This window comes from Thalassolituus sp. UBA2009, assembly GCF_002335285.1.
In the GTDB taxonomy this organism is placed as follows: Bacteria; Pseudomonadota; Gammaproteobacteria; order Pseudomonadales; family Oceanobacteraceae; genus Venatoribacter; species Venatoribacter alkanivorans.
The window spans coordinates 14,977-30,193 of sequence record NZ_DDCJ01000069.1; the positions used below are offsets into that span (position 1 = coordinate 14,977).

The window sequence follows — 15,217 nt, forward strand, 5'->3', positions numbered from 1 at the left end:
CGGGCTTTAAAGCCCGTTTTTTATGTCTGCTCTTTAAGTACAGCCAAACTTAAATTACAGTGCTTTCAGCGCATCCAGCAGAATCTGGTTCTGCTCGTCCGTGCCGATGGTAATACGCAGGAACTGGGCAATACGTGGCGTTTTAAAATGACGCACGATAATGCCCTGCTCACGCAGCGCCGCAGCCAGTTCACCGGCATCTTTTTGCGGATGACGGGCAAAGACAAAGTTCGCCGCCGACGGCAGTACGTCAAAACCCAGCTGCTCAAGACCGGCAACAACGGTGTTGCGGCTGTCGATCACACGCTGACAGGTATCGTCAAAATACTCACGGTCATCAAAGGCTGCGGCCGCACCGGCAATCGCCATACGATCCAGCGGATAGGAGTTAAAGCTGTTTTTAATACGCTCTAACGCTTCGATTAAATCCGGGTGACCGACGGCAATACCCACACGCAGACCCGCCAGCGAACGTGACTTGGACAGCGTTTGTGTGACCAGCAGGTTCGGATACTGGTTGACCAGCGCAATAGCCGTTTCACCACCGAAGTCGATATAGGCTTCGTCGACCAGAACCACTGTATCGGTATTTTGCTTAAGCAGCTGTTCAATCGCGGCTAATGGCAGCAGACATCCTGTGGGCGCATTCGGATTGGGGAAAATAATGCCGCCGATTTTCCCTTTATTGGCTCCCGCATTTTCACGGGTGTAATCAGCAATATTAATCTGAAAGTTTTCATCCAGCGGAATCTGTTTTGGCTCAATGCCGTACAGGCCGCAGTACACCGGATAAAAGCTGTAGGTAATATCCGGAAATAACAGCGGCTTGCCGTGCTGGAATAAACCATGAAAGGCATGAGCCAGCACTTCATCAGAACCGTTACCAACAAATACCTGCGCCGTGCTGACGCCGTAATATTCGGCAACCGCCTGCTTAAGACGGTCACCGTTCGGGTCCGGATACAAACGCAGATCGTCGTTCACTTCCGCCTGCATCGCCGCAATCGCCTTAGGCGACGGGCCGTATGGATTTTCGTTGGTATTGAGCTTTACCAGCCGCGTCATTTTCGGCTGCTCACCCGGGACATAAGGCACCAGGTCTTTAACAAACGGGCTCCAGAACTGACTCATTGATATCAGTCCTTAATACGGTATTCAGCGCTGCGGGCGTGGGCGGTTAAAAACTCGCCACGGGCCAGTACAGAGGCGGTTTTACCCAGTTCAGAGGCGCCATCGGCCGAGCACATAATCAGCGACGAACGCTTCTGGAAGTCGTACACACCGAGAGGTGATGAGAAACGCGCGGTGCCGGAGGTCGGCAATACGTGGTTCGGCCCGGCACAGTAATCGCCCAGCGCTTCTGCGGTGTAACGACCCATAAAGATGGCACCGGCGTGACGGATGGTTGGCAGCCAGGCTTGCGGATCTTCTACCGATAATTCCAGGTGCTCCGGCGCAATGCGGTTGATGATAGCAATCGCATCAGCATCACTTTGTGCATGAATAAGGGCGCCACGTTCGGTCAGCGAGGTACGGATAATGTCGGCGCGTTCCATGGTTGGCAACAGCTTGTCGATGGAGGCTTTAACGGCATCGAGGAAGTCGGCATCGGTCGATACCAGAATCGATTGTGCATCTTCATCGTGTTCCGCCTGGGAGAACAGATCCATGGCAATCCAGTCCGGATCGGTCTTGCCATCGCAGACCACCAGAATTTCGGACGGACCGGCGATCATATCGATACCAACCTGGCCAAACACCATGCGCTTGGCGGTGGCCACATAGATATTGCCCGGGCCAACGATTTTATCCACACCCGGTACGGTTTCGGTACCGTACGCCAGTGCGGCAACCGCCTGTGCGCCACCCACGGTAAATACGCGGCTGACACCGGCTGCCGCTGCAGCAGCCAGCACCAGCTGGTTCAGTTCACCATCCGGGGTTGGCACCACCATGATGATTTCCTGTACACCGGCAACATGAGCCGGAATAGCATTCATCAGCACAGACGACGGATACGCCGCTTTACCACCGGGAACGTAAATGCCGACGCGATCCATCGGCGTTACTTTCTGGCCTAAAAGAGTACCGTCAGCTTCGGTATAGTCCCAGGAATCCTGTTTTTGCTTTTCGTGGTAAGCACGTACACGCTCGGCCGCCAGCAATAATGCGGTGCGGCGTTCGGCCGGTAATTCGTCGAGGGCTTTCTGCAGCTGCTCCTGATTCAGTTCCAGCTGCGCCATCGAGGACACATTCATACGGTCGAATTTATTGGTGTATTCAATCAGTGCCGCATCGCCGCGGGTACGGATATCAAACACGATGTCAGATACGGTTTTCTGCACCTGAGCATCAGACACAGCCTCCCATGCCAGCAGAGTATCCATCTGCTGCGCATAGTCCGGCTGAGCAGAACTGAAACGGCGGATTTCGATAGTCATGGTATTACTCCGGAAAATTAAGCCTTGGCCTGGCGCTGGCGTTCTACTGCCGCGGCCATCTGATCAATGATGGGCTGAATCTGCGCATGCTTTACTTTCATTGCCGCGCGTCCTGCCACTAAACGTGAGCTGATCGGGGCAATTAAGTCGCGCGCTTCCAGACCATTGGCCTTCAGGGTATTTCCGGTATCGACGATATCCACAATCATATCGGCCAGGCCCATGATCGGTGCCAGCTCCATACCACCATAGAGTTTGATGATGTCCACCTGGCGACCCTGCTCGGCAAAGTAACGCTTGGCGGTATTCACAAACTTGGTGGCCACTTTCAGACGGCCCTGTGGCATCACGGCATCTTTAATTGCCGCCGTCATCAGACGGCAGGTGGCAATGTTCAGATCCAGCGGCTCGCACAGGTTGTTGCTGTCGTATTCCATCAGCACATCTTTACCGGCCACACCCAGATCGGCGGCGCCGTATTCCACGTAGGTGGGTACGTCGGTGGCACGAATCACCACCAGCTTGATATGGTCATGGTTGGTATCAAAAATCAGCTTGCGACTCTTATGAATGTCTTCTGCCGGATGGATACCGGCTTCCGCCAGCAGGGGCAAAGTGTCATCCAGAATGCGCCCTTTCGACAGGGCAATGGTTAACGGCTGAGTCATCGTGTTGCTGATCCTCTCTTGTCTGTCAGCGATCCGGCAGGGCGTGCGTATCAGGCTGATACGCGACGGATATTAGCGCCCAGTTGCTGGAATTTTTCTTCAATACATTCGTAACCGCGGTCAATGTGATAGATGCGGTTTACATCGGTCGTACCACTGGCCACCAGTGCGGCAATCACCAGCGAGGCGGATGCGCGCAGGTCGGTTGCCATTACCGGAGCACCCTGCAGGGTTGCACGGCCGGTCACAATGGCAGTGTTGCCTTCAACATGAATATCCGCGCCCATACGCACCAGTTCCTGGGCGTGCATAAAGCGGTTTTCAAAGACGGTTTCAATCACGGTACCCGTGCCTTCAGCCACCGCATTCAGCACCATAAACTGGGCCTGCATATCGGTTGGGAATGCCGGGTGCGGCGCGGTGCGGATATTCACCGCTTTCGGCCGTTTGCCGTGCATGTTCAGCTCAATCCAGTCCGGGCCGGTGGTGATTTCAGCACCGGCTTCTTCGAGCTTATGCAGTACCGCTTCCATAATTAACGGGTCGGTATCTTTGGTGCGTACCCGGCCACCGGTTACGGCGGCAGCAACCAGATAGGTACCGGTTTCGATACGGTCCGGCAGCACATCGAATGAGCAGCCATAGAGTTTTTCCACGCCTTCAATCACCAGAGTGTCGGAACCGGCACCACTGATTTTCGCGCCCATGGCGTTCAGGCAGTTCGCCAGGTCAACCACCTCGGGTTCACGCGCAGCGTTTTCGATGGTAACGGTGCCGTCAGCCAGAACCGCCGCCATCATAATGTTTTCCGTACCGGTTACGGTCACGGTATCGAGGAAGATATTGGCGCCATGCAGACGGCCGCCCGGAACGTGGGCTTTGATATAGCCATCCAGCACTTCCACTTCTGCGCCCATGGCTTCCATACCACGCAGGTGCAGGTCCACCGGACGCGAACCGATGGCGCAACCGCCAGGCAGTGACACTTCGGCTTCGCCGTAACGTGCCAGCAGCGGACCCAGTACCAGAATGGATGCACGCATGGTGCGCACCAGATCGTATGGAGCAACACAGCTTTTAACGCCGGCACAGTCGGTTTCGACCGACATATCTTCATTAATAGCGACTTCCACGCCCATGCAGCCCAACAGCTCCAGCATGGTGGTGATGTCGTGCAGGTGCGGCAGGTTACCCACCCGCATCACACCTTCGGCCAATAAGGTGGCCGCAAGAATAGGTAACGCTGAGTTTTTAGCGCCGGAGATACGGACATCACCGTCCAGACGCTTTCCACCCACAATTCGTAATTTATCCATAGGGGTTCTTATTATTCGGCTTTTTCAGCAGGCGTATAGGTACGAATGGTGACCGCATGAATACGACCATCCGCAATGTAAGGATTAAGCACACGATAAACAAACTGCTGACGTTTAACGGCATTCAGGCCATCAAACACATCACCAACTGCTTCAACTTCATATTTGTAGCCGTCACCATCAACGTGCCAGCTCACTTCAGGGGATTCTGTTTGCAGAATTTGCAGAATTTCCGCCGGGGACATACCGCTTCACCACTCAGCTTGGGGGAAAACGCCCAATCATAGCGGATTTATGTGTCGGGGCGAAGTAAATGGCGGCGGCAATATGTAATGAAAAGATGAAAGCGGGTAACAGATCACAGGCAACTGACCTGTATCAGGACTCAGGCCAGCAAGGGCTCAAACAGCGAGTCCAGATCGCTGATGCTGATAATAGGCTTCATGTGTTCGGGCAGATTCTCAATATGCAGATTGATGCCGGCCGCTGTCGCACAGCGCAGCCACTCCAGCAGTAAAGCAACACCGGCACTGGATACTTCATTGACTGCGGCCATATTCAGCGTCCACTGCCCCTTTGCCGCACGGATCAGCTTTTCCCCGTCTGGCAGAACGCTGACCACAGTGGTAGCCAGCAGACTGCCAGCCAGCTCGGCACGGTTATCATCAATACGGGTCAGCGATACGCTCATGGTCGGTCCTCAGTCTCGCTCAGAAACAGGTGTCACGCACCCGGGGCTTTTTTACGTAACTTACGGCCCTGCTCCTGCAGAGCTTCAATCCAGTCTTCGATGGCGGCGCCGATATTACTATCATTGTCCTGCACCATCTGCTCAAACTGCTCGCCGAACAGTTTGCCCACATTAATACCATTGACGATCACGTTCTGCGCCATCCAGCGACGGTCGCGATGGTGAAAATACATGCTCTGGGTAATGGGAAAGACTTTGCCACTGGGCGTCACAACTTCCAGATCAACCAGCGTATTACGCAACGTATTTTCCACGCCGGTCTTGGGAGGCAGCACACGCACCTCGTAATCATCGAATTCGATCAGGCCGGTGGCATACGAACTGAGCAGACTGCGCTTAAAGGCACTGGCAAAACGCTTACGCTGCTCCAGTGTCGCTTCGCGGTAATAATTTCCCATGATGCGACGGGTCAGACGCTGAAAGTCGACCATCGGGCCAAGCACATCCTCCAGTTCCCAAAAAAAACGCGCCTTATCACTTTCATAGATAGAGCGGTTTTTATTGATGGAGGCCATCACTTTTTCAGTGGTGCGCTTGACCACTTCATGAGCCTGCTCGGCCAGATCACCGGAATCGGCAGCATGGCCAGCAGAGCCCAGCGTTAACGACAGCAATACCAGCAACCAGCGCATGGCTAACTCCTTTAACCTCTAGATCGTTTAACCTTCTTCGGCCTTATTAAACAGGAAGCGTCCGATCAGTTCTTCCAGTACCAGCGCCGATTGAGTGTCTTCGATCCAGTCACCGGTCTGCAGATATTCATCTTCAGCACCGACCGTCAGACCGATGTATTTTTCACCCAACAGACCCGCAGTCAGAATAGCCGCCGAAGTGTCTTTGGTGAGAGTGCTCATGGATTTGCTGATCTCCATTTCCACCACGGCGGAATACCATTCGGGGTCGAGATACACTTTGGTCACCCGGCCAATGGTGACACCCGACATTGATACCTTGGCGCGCTCAGTCAGACCACCCAGATTTTCAAAACGCGCTTTGATAGTATAGGTATCGCCGGCATCCTGCAGCGACAGGCCACTGACGCGGAACGCCATCAGCACCAGAGCCACAATACCCATCACCATAAAGGCTCCGACGGTAATTTCGATATAACGCATGCGCATGATTAAACGCCTCCCAGCATGACGGCTGTCAAAACAAAATCCAGTCCCAGCACCGCCAGTGAGGAAATCACCACCGTCTGAGTCGTTGCTTTACCGATACCTTCCGAAGTCGGCACCGAATCATAACCCTGATACACCGCGATCCAGGTCACCACCACACCAAATGCCACCGATTTGATAATGCCCTTGACCACGTCCTCATAAAATTCGACCGACGCCTGCATGTTGCCCCAGTAGGCACCATCGTCGATGCCCAGCATATCCACCGCCACAAAGGCACCGCCCCAGATACCAACGGTAGAAAACAACAGCGCCAGAATCGGCATGGAAATAATGCCGGCCCACAGACGCGGCGTTATCACCCGTTTAAACGGATCGACACCCATCATTTCCATGGCGGATAACTGCTCGGTGGCTTTCATCAGGCCAATTTCGGCGGTTAATGCCGAACCGGCGCGACCGGCAAATAACAAGGCAGTGACTACCGGCCCCAGCTCACGCAGCAGCGTCAGCGACACCATGGTGCCCAGTGCCGCCTCAGAGCCGAAGTCGATCAGAATGTTATAGCCCTGCAGGCCCAGCACCATGCCGACGAAAAAACCGGCGACGACGATAATAATGAGGGAGCGCACACCAACCGAATAAATCTGTTTCAGCAGATCATAAAATCCGGCACTGCCCGGCCCACCCCAGAACAGTGAATTTTTCAGCAATAAGGTGCCACGGCCAATAGCTTCGATGGCGGCGGTACCACTGCGGCCAACGGCCTGTAATTGATCCAGTAATTTGCCCAGCATTAATTCACTCCCGCCAGAATATCGCTGCGGTAATCGTCCGCCGGGTAATGGAAAGGCACAGGACCATCCGGTTCACCACGTAAAAACTGGCGGACTTCATCATTACCTTCGTTAATTAATTCTTCCGGTGTGCCAAAACCAATCACGCGGCCATCGGACAACAGGCACAGGTAATCAGCAATAGCGCAGGACTCTTCAACATCGTGAGACACCAGCAGGCTGGTCAGCCCCAGCGCTTCGTTCAGACCACGGATCAGTTTAACGATCATGCCCATAGAAATCGGATCAAGACCGGTAAAAGGCTCATCGTACATAATAATTTCCGGGTCCATGGCAATGGAGCGTGCCAGAGCAACCCGTCTGGCCATGCCGCCGGACAGTTCTGCCGGAGAAAGATTACGCGCACCACGCAGACCAACGGCTTCAAGCTTCATCAGCACCAGGTCGCGGATCATGGATTCAGGTAAATCGGTATGAACCCGCAGCGGAAAGGCCACGTTGTCGAAAACATTAAGGTCGGTAAACAGGGCACCGGTCTGAAACAGCATGCCCATTTTTTTGCGGCGCAGATCAAACAGTTCTTTGCGCGGCAGCGTCGGTACGTTGTGTCCGTCCACCATAATAGTGCCGCTGTCCGGTAACAGCTGACCGCCGATAAGACGCAACAGTGTGGTTTTACCGGTTCCGCTTGGCCCCATAATGGCCGTCACTTTGCCACGCGGAAAATCCACATCCATATTGTTATAAATCAGCCGGTCACCACGGCTGAAGCTCATTCCACGAACAGAGACGTAGGGCTGACTGACGGACATGAATGTCGTCCTTTTAACTCGGTACGGATAGTCGGGCTAGCATAGCGGAATGTCCGGGCGGAACCAACGCCTGTAAACTATTGTAATAAGCCCCTCATAAAACGCTGAGTTGCAATTGCGTGCAGAATTACCTTGGGTACAATGACGCGCTGAATTTTCTGCTGATAATTAACTCTGGTGCCCCCATGCTCACAGCTTATGCTGCCGTTATTGCTGGTCTTATTGTTTTGGTATGGAGCGCTGACAAGTTTGTTATTGGCGCCGCTGCTTCTGCCCGTCGCCTGGGCATGTCTCCTTTACTGGTCGGCCTGACCATCGTTGCTATGGGAACTTCCGCGCCGGAGATGTTCGTCTCTGCCGTTGCTTCCCTCGACGGTGCCGGCAATCTGGCCATTGGTAATGCACTCGGCTCCAACATCACGAATATTGCCCTGGTACTGGGTATCACCGCACTGATCAGCCCGATCCCGCTGCAGAAAAAACTGCTGAAAAAAGAGCTGCCGCTGCTTATCCTGATCAGCATTATCGGTGGCCTGACACTGGCCGACCTCGAACTGAATATGACCGACGCCATTATTTTATTTGGCTCTATGGCCGTCGCGCTGTACCTGATGTTTCTTGATACCAGCGAATCCGGCGAAGCCATTGTCGATGAAGACGAAGCCGCCGAAATCGAAAATACCCCTATGCGTACTGCCGTGTTCTGGCTGGTAGCCGGACTGATCGCACTGATGTTCAGTTCCAAACTGCTGGTCTGGGGCGCCACCGAAATTGCCCGCGCCTATGGTGTCAGTGACCTGGTGATCGGCCTGACCATTGTCGCCATCGGCACCAGCCTGCCGGAACTGGCGGCCTCCGTTGCCAGCGCCCTGAAAGGCCACCATGACATTGCCATCGGTAACGTGATCGGCTCCAACATTTTTAACCTGCTGACCGTAATGCCAATCCCGGGTCTGCTGGCAGTAACCGTGGTTGATCCGCTGGCACTGTACCGTGACTATGCCGTGATGATGGCGCTGACCCTCGCCCTGTTGGTTCTGTTTTTAATCAGTTATCGTAAGGGCACTCTCGGACGTTTCGCCGGTCTGTTCCTGACCACCAGCTACGCTGGCTATCTGGTATCTCTGTTTTATATGGCTGACTCATGACCACTGATATGAATTTTGATTTTCTGCAATCCGCCCGCCGTACCATCAAACTGGAACAGGAGGCCATTGCACAGCTGGAAGGTCGTCTTACCGACGATTTCGCCACCGCCTGTCAGCTGGTTCTGAACTGCAAAGGACGTGTTGTTGTTACCGGCATGGGTAAATCCGGCCATATCGGCAATAAAATGGCTGCAACCCTGGCCAGCACCGGCACCCCGGCTTTTTTTGTGCATCCGGGTGAAGCCAGCCACGGCGACATGGGCATGATTCAGCCATCGGATGTGGTTATCGCTCTGTCCAACTCCGGTGAAACCGGTGAAGTTACCAGTCTGCTTCCCCTGCTTAAACGCCTCGGCACTGCGCTGATCAGCATGACCGGTAATCCGGAATCCACCCTCGGCCGTGCCGCTAACGCCCACTTAAATACCGGCGTGAATCAGGAAGCCTGTCCGCTGAATCTGGCACCAACCTCTTCCACCACCTGCGCGCTGGTGATGGGTGATGCGCTGGCCGTTGCCTTGCTGGAAGCCCGTGGTTTTACCGCCGAAGATTTTGCCTTCTCTCATCCGGGCGGCTCACTTGGCCGCCGCCTGCTGTTGAAAGTGGAAGACATTATGCACAGTGGCGATCAGATTCCGGTGGTTTCCCCTTCCGCCACGCTGTCTGAAGCCCTGCTGGTTGTAACCTCCAAAGGTCTGGGCATGACCACCGTGCAGGATAACGGCAAGCTGACCGGTATTTTCACCGACGGTGACCTGCGTCGTGCCATCGATCACGGCGTTGATATCCATACCGCCACCATGGCCGATGTGATGACCGTCGGTGGCAAAACCACCACGCCAGGTACCCTCGCTGCCGAAGCGCTGAAGCTGATGGAAGACAACAAAATCAACGCCCTGGTCGTTAAAAATGGCGACGACACGGTTGGCGTCATCAATATGCACGATCTGCTGCGCGCGGGCGTAATCTGATGCGCAAGCGTTATCTGCTGTTACTGCTGACCCTGATCTTTGGTCTGGCTCTGCTGGCAGTGGATCGCTACACCCAGGAGCAGACGCCCCCCCTGAGTGAGCTGCAGAATCATGAACCGGATTACTATGGCGAAGGCCTGTACAACCGCCAGTACGACAGTAATGGCGAATTACAGCAAACCTTTGTTGCAGCACGCTCAACCCATTATCCGCAGACGAAAAGCACCCTCTTTACCGGGCCGCTGCTGATGTCAGACGATGATGACGGCCAGACCTGGCAGGTCAATGCCCGCGAAGGAACACTACAGGATAACGAGCAGTCGCTGCGCCTTGTAGGCCAGGTCGAAATCCTGCCGCTCGATCCGGCCGACGCTGCGGACGATATTCTGATCGAAACCAGCATCCTGACTTACCACAGCCGCCAGCAACTGGCCGAGACTGATCAGCCGGTAACTATTACAAGTCCGCAAACCCATATCAATGCAACCGGTATGACACTGGATATCGCGCGTCAGCGCATGGAATTCAAATCACAGGTGGATAGCCGCTATGTTCCGCAATAATCATCGTTTTCTGGCCGGCCTGTTTGTCCTGTGCAGCGCAGCCTCTGCTTATGCATTGCCCGACGACTGGCAGCAGGAAATGGTCATTCTCTCTGACCACGCTGAGCTCGACCGCAAGGCTGGCGTTGTTATTTATGAAGGCAATGTGATTCTGACCCAGGGAACCCTGCGCATCGAATCAGAGCGCCTGCTGATTATCCGCACCGATAACACACTGGAAAAAGCCGTTGCCGAAGGGACAGCGAAAAAACCGGCACGCTATCAGCAACAGATCAATCCGGGAAAACCCCTGACCAAAGCACACGGCCAGCGCATTGATTACTTTGCCCGGCAACGTGAAGTCAACATTCAGGGCAATGCTCAACTGCAGCAGGACGGCAACCTGTTCAGTGGTGAGCGCATCCTCTATGACATGACCAAAGAAACCGTCAGCGCCAGCGGCGGCACCAGTACCTCCGGCCAGACTGGTGGTACTGGCGAAAAACAACGAATCAAAGTCGTGATTCAGCCACAGGCTCCGGCAGAACCTGCCACCGATAACAGCAAGCCAGTACAGGAACAGCCATGAAGACCCTGAAAGCCGAAAACCTGGCGAAAAGCTATAACGGCCGGGAAGTGGTAAAAGATGTATCCATGTCTGTACAAAGCGGTCAGATCGTTGGCCTGCTGGGACCCAACGGGGCCGGTAAGACCACCTGTTTCTACATGATTGTGAATCTGGTGCAGGCCGACAAAGGCCGCATCAAAATTGACGACGAAGACATCAGTCATCTGCCGATGCACGGCCGGGCGCAGAAAGGCATTGGCTATCTGCCGCAGGAAGCCTCCATTTTCCGCAAATTAAGTGTGGCCGATAATATTCTCGCCATTCTCGAAACCCGCAAAGACCTCAACCGTGCACAGCGTCTGGAAAAACTGGAAGAGCTGCTGAATGAGTTTCATATTCAGCATATCCGCAGCAGTCTGGGCATGGCCTTATCCGGTGGTGAACGACGCCGGGTCGAGATTGCCCGCGCGCTGGCGGCTGAGCCGTCCTTTATTCTGCTTGATGAGCCGTTCGCCGGGGTTGACCCGATTTCTGTAGCTGACATCATGGACATCATCCGACAGCTCAAAGCACGTGGCATCGGCGTACTCATTACCGACCACAACGTAAGGGAAACTCTGGCTATCTGTGAGAAAGCCTATATTGTCGGGGGTGGCCATATCATCGCCGAAGGCACCGCTGAACAGGTATTGGCCAGCGAGCAGGTACGCAAAGTGTACCTGGGTGAGGATTTCCGCCTGTGATGGCAAGCCCTGCTGCAGGGAAGTGGCTGATGATCCAAAGCAAAGGAAGATGCACAAAAGATTCCAAGGTTTACCGCTTGGCGTATAATGCACAGACTATGCCGATACTGAGTGATTACTGAACTTTTATGAAAGCGTCTCTTCAGTTAAAGATGGGTCAGCACCTGACCATGACCCCTCAGTTGCAACAAGCCATCCGCCTGCTTCAGCTGTCTACCCTCGATCTGCAGCAGGAGATTCAGGAAGCCCTCGATTCCAACCCGATGCTCGAAGTAGAAGAACACGAGCACGATGACCTGCCCGACCTGTCCCGTAACAGCGACCACGAAGTCAGCGCCAGCCACGAAGTCAGCAATCAGGACGACAGCCACAACGACACACCCGAGCTGGATGAACAGTGGTCACAGGAACAACTCCCCGACGACCTGCCGGTCGACAGTCAGTGGGAAGATACCTACCAGACCACCGCCAACGTTGCCTCCGGCAGCAGCAGTAACGCCATCGACGACGATTTCGATTACGACTCGCGCCACGCCAGCACCGAAGATCTGCAGGATCATCTGCTGTGGCAACTCAATCTGACTCCTATGTCAGATACCGACCGCGAGATCGCCCTGATGCTGATCGACGGCGTGGATGACGACGGCTATCTGCACACCACCGTCGAAGACATTCTGGAAAGCATGGACCCGGCTCTGGACGTCGAAGAAGACGAAGTCATGGCCGTCCTCCACCGCCTGCAGCAGTTTGATCCGGCCGGTGCTTTTGCCCGCGACCTGCGTGAATGCCTGCTGCTGCAACTGCAGCAACTGCCGGCTGAGACCCCATGGCTGAACGAAGCCAAAATGGTCATCCGCGATTATATCGAGCTGCTGGGCAGCAAAGATTACCCAACGCTGATGCGCAAAACCAAGCTGCGCGAAGAAGACCTTAAAGCCGTGCTGCGGCTGATTAAAGAACTGAATCCCAAGCCAGGTGCCGGCATCAGTGCCGAGCAGGCCGAATACGTGGTGCCCGACGTACTGGTACGCAATATCCGCGACGAATGGCGGGTTGAGCTGAATCCGGATATCGCCCCCAAGCTGCGCGTTAACGCCGATTACGCCTCACTGGTACGCCGTTCCGATAACAGCACCGACAACGCCTTCTTGCGCGACCACCTGCAGGAAGCGCGCTGGTTTATCAAAAGTCTGCAAAGCCGCAACGAAACCCTGCTGAAAGTAGCCACCAAAATCGTCGAGTATCAGATCGAGTTTTTCGAACAGGGCGAAGAAGCAATGAAGCCGCTGGTGCTGCACGATATTGCCGAAGCCGTTGGTATGCATGAATCCACCATTTCCCGGGTAACCACCCAGAAATACATGCATACGCCTCGCGGAATCTTCGAGCTGAAGTACTTTTTCTCCAGCCATGTCAGTACCGATGGCGGCGGCGAATGTTCCTCCACCGCAATCCGTGCCATGATTAAAAAACTGATTGCTGAAGAAAATGCCCGCAAACCGCTGAGCGACAACAAAATCGCCGCAGTGTTGGGTGAAAAAGGCATTCAGGTGGCACGGCGCACGGTAGCCAAATACCGTGAGGCTATGATGATTCCGCCTTCGAACGAACGTAAACAATTGATTTAAAAAACAACAAGCCAGCAACAAGGAGTCTGGACATGAAGATTAATATCAGCGGTCACCACGTTGACGTTACCGAATCTCTGCAAGCGTACGTAGACGAAAAAATGTCCAAGCTGGGACGCCACTTTGACAACATTACCAACGGCCAGGTAACCCTGACCGTTATTAAAGAGCGCATGATTGCCGAAGCCACCATCCATGTCAGCGGTGCCGACCTGCACGCCAGCGCTGAGCACGATGATATGTATGCCGCAATCGATCAGATGACCGACAAGCTCGACCGTCAGGTACTGAAACACAAAGAAAAACTGGTGGCGCGGCAACACGGACAAGGCTGATTAATGGACATTCGCATCGAGGATATCCTCACACCGGAACGCAGTCTGATAGATGCTCCGGTTTCCAGTAAAAAGAAATTACTGGAGTACCTGGCAGGTTTTATCGCAGAACAACTCAGCGACAGCTCTGCCGACGATATTTACGAGCGATTACTCAGCCGTGAACGCCTCGGCAGCACCGGGATTGGCGAAGGTATTGCCATTCCCCACTGCCGGCTGAAGCAGTGCGACCAGGCGATGGGCGTACTGCTGCGTCTGGTGGAGCCGGTGGATTACGACGCCATTGACCGCAAGCCGGTCGATCTGGTGTTTGCTCTGCTGGTTCCCGAAGAAGCTACTGAACAGCACCTGCAGGTTCTGGCGATGCTGGCACGCAACTTCAGCGAGCCGGCCTACCGCGAGGCACTGCGCAAAGCGCCGGATGCGCAACGGTTTTATCAGCGGGCGCTGAGCGGACAACCGGGCTGACATCAGCCCAACGGGCAATGGAGGAGCACAGCAATGCGTTTAGTGGTGATCAGCGGCCGGTCCGGCTCAGGAAAATCCAGTGCTCTGCACGTACTGGAAGATCTGGGCTTCTACTGCATTGATAACCTGCCGGTCGCTTTGTTGCCAGCGCTGGCCCGCCAGACCGAAAGCGAAGAAAAACTGGCCAAAGTCGCCGTCAGTGTTGACGCCCGCAACCTGCCCCATGCCTTCGACAATATCCACGATGTACTGCACCAGCTGCCCAGCGAAGAATACCAGCTGGATGTCGTCTATCTCGACGCCAGCGAAGAAGTGTTGCTGCAGCGCTTCAGCTCCACCCGGCGTAAGCACCCACTAACTAGCAAAAGCACATCTCTGGCCGAAGCCATCGATAAAGAGCGCCTGCTGCTGGAACCTATCGCCAACCTTGCCGATCTGACGCTGGATACCACCAGCATGTCTGTGCATGAGCTGCGCAGCCTGATCAAATTGCGGGTGGCGGATAAAACCAGCACCGACATCGCCATTCTGTTTGAATCTTTCGGCTTCAAGCATGGCATCCCGATTGATGCCGATTATGTATTCGATGTCCGCAACCTGCCCAACCCTTACTGGGACCCGGCACTGCGCGCCTTTACCGGGCGCGACCCGGCAATCATTGATTTCCTTGCCCGGGAGCCTCAGGTCGGACAAATGCAGCAGGACATCAGCGGGTTTATTCAGCGCTGGCTGCCTGCCTTTGTCGATGCCAACCGCAGCTATATGACCATTGCCATCGGCTGCACCGGCGGGCAGCACCGCTCCGTTTACCTGGCAGAGCAACTTAAGGCAGAATTCTGTCATCATTACAGCAATGTTCAGGTCCGCCACCGCGAGCTGGGCAGTGCCGACATTCATCAGGACTGATA

General features: G+C 54.6%; 19 protein-coding genes. 9 read left to right on the forward strand and 10 right to left on the reverse strand.

The annotated features are described in order from the left end of the window. Window positions 1–54: 54 nt before the first annotated feature. The 10 genes from hisC to B3P58_RS08775 form a co-directional block, all read right to left on the reverse strand. Window positions 55–1,131, reverse strand: coding sequence for a histidinol-phosphate transaminase (gene hisC, locus B3P58_RS08730; protein WP_286717030.1), 1,077 nt, complete (start codon window positions 1,129–1,131; stop codon window positions 55–57). Between the two features lie 5 nt (window positions 1,132–1,136). Then, window positions 1,137–2,441, reverse strand: a complete 1,305-nt coding sequence (gene hisD, locus B3P58_RS08735) for a histidinol dehydrogenase (RefSeq protein ID WP_145471022.1) — start codon at window positions 2,439–2,441, stop codon at window positions 1,137–1,139. Window positions 2,442–2,458: 17 nt separating this feature from the next. Beyond that, window positions 2,459–3,109: an ATP phosphoribosyltransferase gene (gene hisG / locus B3P58_RS08740; protein WP_145471023.1), complete on the reverse strand. Its 651-nt coding sequence runs from the start codon at window positions 3,107–3,109 to the stop codon at window positions 2,459–2,461. 50 nt (window positions 3,110–3,159) lie between these two features. Next, window positions 3,160–4,425, reverse strand: a complete 1,266-nt coding sequence (murA, locus tag B3P58_RS08745) for a UDP-N-acetylglucosamine 1-carboxyvinyltransferase (RefSeq protein ID WP_145471024.1) — start codon at window positions 4,423–4,425, stop codon at window positions 3,160–3,162. Between the two features lie 11 nt (window positions 4,426–4,436). Further along, window positions 4,437–4,670 carry a BolA family protein gene (locus B3P58_RS08750; protein ID WP_145471025.1) on the reverse strand — a complete coding sequence of 78 codons (234 nt, stop codon included), beginning with the start codon at window positions 4,668–4,670 and terminating at the stop codon, window positions 4,437–4,439. A 140-nt stretch (window positions 4,671–4,810) separates the two neighbouring features. Next, window positions 4,811–5,116 (reverse strand): STAS domain-containing protein, encoded by a 306-nt coding sequence (locus B3P58_RS08755; protein WP_145471026.1) that lies wholly within the window; start codon window positions 5,114–5,116, stop codon window positions 4,811–4,813. Between the two features lie 32 nt (window positions 5,117–5,148). Beyond that, window positions 5,149–5,808, reverse strand: coding sequence for an MlaC/ttg2D family ABC transporter substrate-binding protein (locus B3P58_RS08760; RefSeq protein WP_145471027.1), 660 nt, complete (start codon window positions 5,806–5,808; stop codon window positions 5,149–5,151). A gap of 27 nt (window positions 5,809–5,835) precedes the next feature. Continuing rightward, window positions 5,836–6,297, reverse strand: coding sequence for an outer membrane lipid asymmetry maintenance protein MlaD (gene mlaD, locus B3P58_RS08765; RefSeq protein ID WP_145471028.1), 462 nt, complete (start codon window positions 6,295–6,297; stop codon window positions 5,836–5,838). 2 nt (window positions 6,298–6,299) lie between these two features. Further along, window positions 6,300–7,094, reverse strand: a complete 795-nt coding sequence (gene mlaE / locus B3P58_RS08770; RefSeq protein WP_145471029.1) for a lipid asymmetry maintenance ABC transporter permease subunit MlaE — start codon at window positions 7,092–7,094, stop codon at window positions 6,300–6,302. Next, window positions 7,094–7,906 carry an ABC transporter ATP-binding protein gene (locus B3P58_RS08775; RefSeq protein WP_145471030.1) on the reverse strand — a complete coding sequence of 271 codons (813 nt, stop codon included), beginning with the start codon at window positions 7,904–7,906 and terminating at the stop codon, window positions 7,094–7,096. The genes mlaE and B3P58_RS08775 overlap by 1 nt, the downstream gene beginning before the upstream one ends. A gap of 185 nt (window positions 7,907–8,091) precedes the next feature. Here B3P58_RS08775 and B3P58_RS08780 point away from each other — a divergent pair, with 185 nt between their 5' ends. The 9 genes from B3P58_RS08780 to rapZ all read left to right on the forward strand — a co-directional run bounded on the left by B3P58_RS08780 (window position 8,092) and on the right by rapZ (window position 15,215). After that, entirely contained in the window at window positions 8,092–9,054 is a 963-nt protein-coding gene (locus tag B3P58_RS08780) for a calcium/sodium antiporter (protein WP_230332563.1), read from the forward strand. Further along, window positions 9,051–10,025 carry a KpsF/GutQ family sugar-phosphate isomerase gene (locus B3P58_RS08785; protein WP_225692048.1) on the forward strand — a complete coding sequence of 325 codons (975 nt, stop codon included), beginning with the start codon at window positions 9,051–9,053 and terminating at the stop codon, window positions 10,023–10,025. Before B3P58_RS08780 ends, B3P58_RS08785 begins: the two co-directional genes overlap by 4 nt. After that, the gene (gene lptC, locus B3P58_RS08790) at window positions 10,025–10,588 is read left to right on the forward strand and encodes an LPS export ABC transporter periplasmic protein LptC (protein ID WP_286717039.1); all 564 of its coding nucleotides are present in this window, start codon (window positions 10,025–10,027) and stop codon (window positions 10,586–10,588) included. The genes B3P58_RS08785 and lptC overlap by 1 nt, the downstream gene beginning before the upstream one ends. After that, the gene (gene lptA, locus B3P58_RS08795) at window positions 10,575–11,156 is read left to right on the forward strand and encodes a lipopolysaccharide transport periplasmic protein LptA (protein WP_286717043.1); all 582 of its coding nucleotides are present in this window, start codon (window positions 10,575–10,577) and stop codon (window positions 11,154–11,156) included. Before lptC ends, lptA begins: the two co-directional genes overlap by 14 nt. Further along, the gene (gene lptB / locus B3P58_RS08800; protein WP_145471035.1) at window positions 11,153–11,878 is read left to right on the forward strand and encodes an LPS export ABC transporter ATP-binding protein; all 726 of its coding nucleotides are present in this window, start codon (window positions 11,153–11,155) and stop codon (window positions 11,876–11,878) included. The genes lptA and lptB overlap by 4 nt, the downstream gene beginning before the upstream one ends. A gap of 128 nt (window positions 11,879–12,006) precedes the next feature. After that, a complete protein-coding gene (locus B3P58_RS08805) occupies window positions 12,007–13,506 on the forward strand; it encodes an RNA polymerase factor sigma-54 (RefSeq protein ID WP_286717046.1) in 1,500 nt (499 codons plus the stop codon). Window positions 13,507–13,538: 32 nt separating this feature from the next. Beyond that, a complete protein-coding gene (hpf, locus tag B3P58_RS08810) occupies window positions 13,539–13,841 on the forward strand; it encodes a ribosome hibernation-promoting factor, HPF/YfiA family (protein WP_145471037.1) in 303 nt (100 codons plus the stop codon). A 3-nt stretch (window positions 13,842–13,844) separates the two neighbouring features. Continuing rightward, window positions 13,845–14,309, forward strand: coding sequence for a PTS IIA-like nitrogen regulatory protein PtsN (gene ptsN / locus B3P58_RS08815; protein WP_145471038.1), 465 nt, complete (start codon window positions 13,845–13,847; stop codon window positions 14,307–14,309). 33 nt (window positions 14,310–14,342) lie between these two features. After that, window positions 14,343–15,215: an RNase adapter RapZ gene (gene rapZ / locus B3P58_RS08820; RefSeq protein ID WP_145471039.1), complete on the forward strand. Its 873-nt coding sequence runs from the start codon at window positions 14,343–14,345 to the stop codon at window positions 15,213–15,215. Window positions 15,216–15,217: the final 2 nt, after the last annotated feature.

Bases quoted from the DNA above. Each gene is read 5' to 3' on its own strand.
- lptB (WP_145471035.1), top strand. From the start codon at position 11,153: ATGAAGACCCTGAAAGCCGAAAACCTGGCGAAAAGCTATAACGGCCGG.
- ptsN (WP_145471038.1), top strand. From the start codon at position 13,845: ATGGACATTCGCATCGAGGATATCCTCACACCGGAACGCAGTCTGATA.
- B3P58_RS08785 (WP_225692048.1), top strand. From the start codon at position 9,051: ATGACCACTGATATGAATTTTGATTTTCTGCAATCCGCCCGCCGTACC.
- B3P58_RS08755 (WP_145471026.1), bottom strand. From the start codon at position 5,116: ATGAGCGTATCGCTGACCCGTATTGATGATAACCGTGCCGAGCTGGCT.
- B3P58_RS08780 (WP_230332563.1), top strand. From the start codon at position 8,092: ATGCTCACAGCTTATGCTGCCGTTATTGCTGGTCTTATTGTTTTGGTA.
- mlaD (WP_145471028.1), bottom strand. From the start codon at position 6,297: ATGCGCATGCGTTATATCGAAATTACCGTCGGAGCCTTTATGGTGATG.
- rapZ (WP_145471039.1), top strand. From the start codon at position 14,343: ATGCGTTTAGTGGTGATCAGCGGCCGGTCCGGCTCAGGAAAATCCAGT.
- mlaE (WP_145471029.1), bottom strand. From the start codon at position 7,094: ATGCTGGGCAAATTACTGGATCAATTACAGGCCGTTGGCCGCAGTGGT.
- hisG (WP_145471023.1), bottom strand. From the start codon at position 3,109: ATGACTCAGCCGTTAACCATTGCCCTGTCGAAAGGGCGCATTCTGGAT.
- B3P58_RS08775 (WP_145471030.1), bottom strand. From the start codon at position 7,906: ATGTCCGTCAGTCAGCCCTACGTCTCTGTTCGTGGAATGAGCTTCAGC.
- lptA (WP_286717043.1), top strand. From the start codon at position 10,575: ATGTTCCGCAATAATCATCGTTTTCTGGCCGGCCTGTTTGTCCTGTGC.
- B3P58_RS08750 (WP_145471025.1), bottom strand. From the start codon at position 4,670: ATGTCCCCGGCGGAAATTCTGCAAATTCTGCAAACAGAATCCCCTGAA.
- hpf (WP_145471037.1), top strand. From the start codon at position 13,539: ATGAAGATTAATATCAGCGGTCACCACGTTGACGTTACCGAATCTCTG.
- B3P58_RS08805 (WP_286717046.1), top strand. From the start codon at position 12,007: ATGAAAGCGTCTCTTCAGTTAAAGATGGGTCAGCACCTGACCATGACC.
- murA (WP_145471024.1), bottom strand. From the start codon at position 4,425: ATGGATAAATTACGAATTGTGGGTGGAAAGCGTCTGGACGGTGATGTC.
- hisC (WP_286717030.1), bottom strand. From the start codon at position 1,131: ATGAGTCAGTTCTGGAGCCCGTTTGTTAAAGACCTGGTGCCTTATGTC.
- lptC (WP_286717039.1), top strand. From the start codon at position 10,025: ATGCGCAAGCGTTATCTGCTGTTACTGCTGACCCTGATCTTTGGTCTG.
- B3P58_RS08760 (WP_145471027.1), bottom strand. From the start codon at position 5,808: ATGCGCTGGTTGCTGGTATTGCTGTCGTTAACGCTGGGCTCTGCTGGC.
- hisD (WP_145471022.1), bottom strand. From the start codon at position 2,441: ATGACTATCGAAATCCGCCGTTTCAGTTCTGCTCAGCCGGACTATGCG.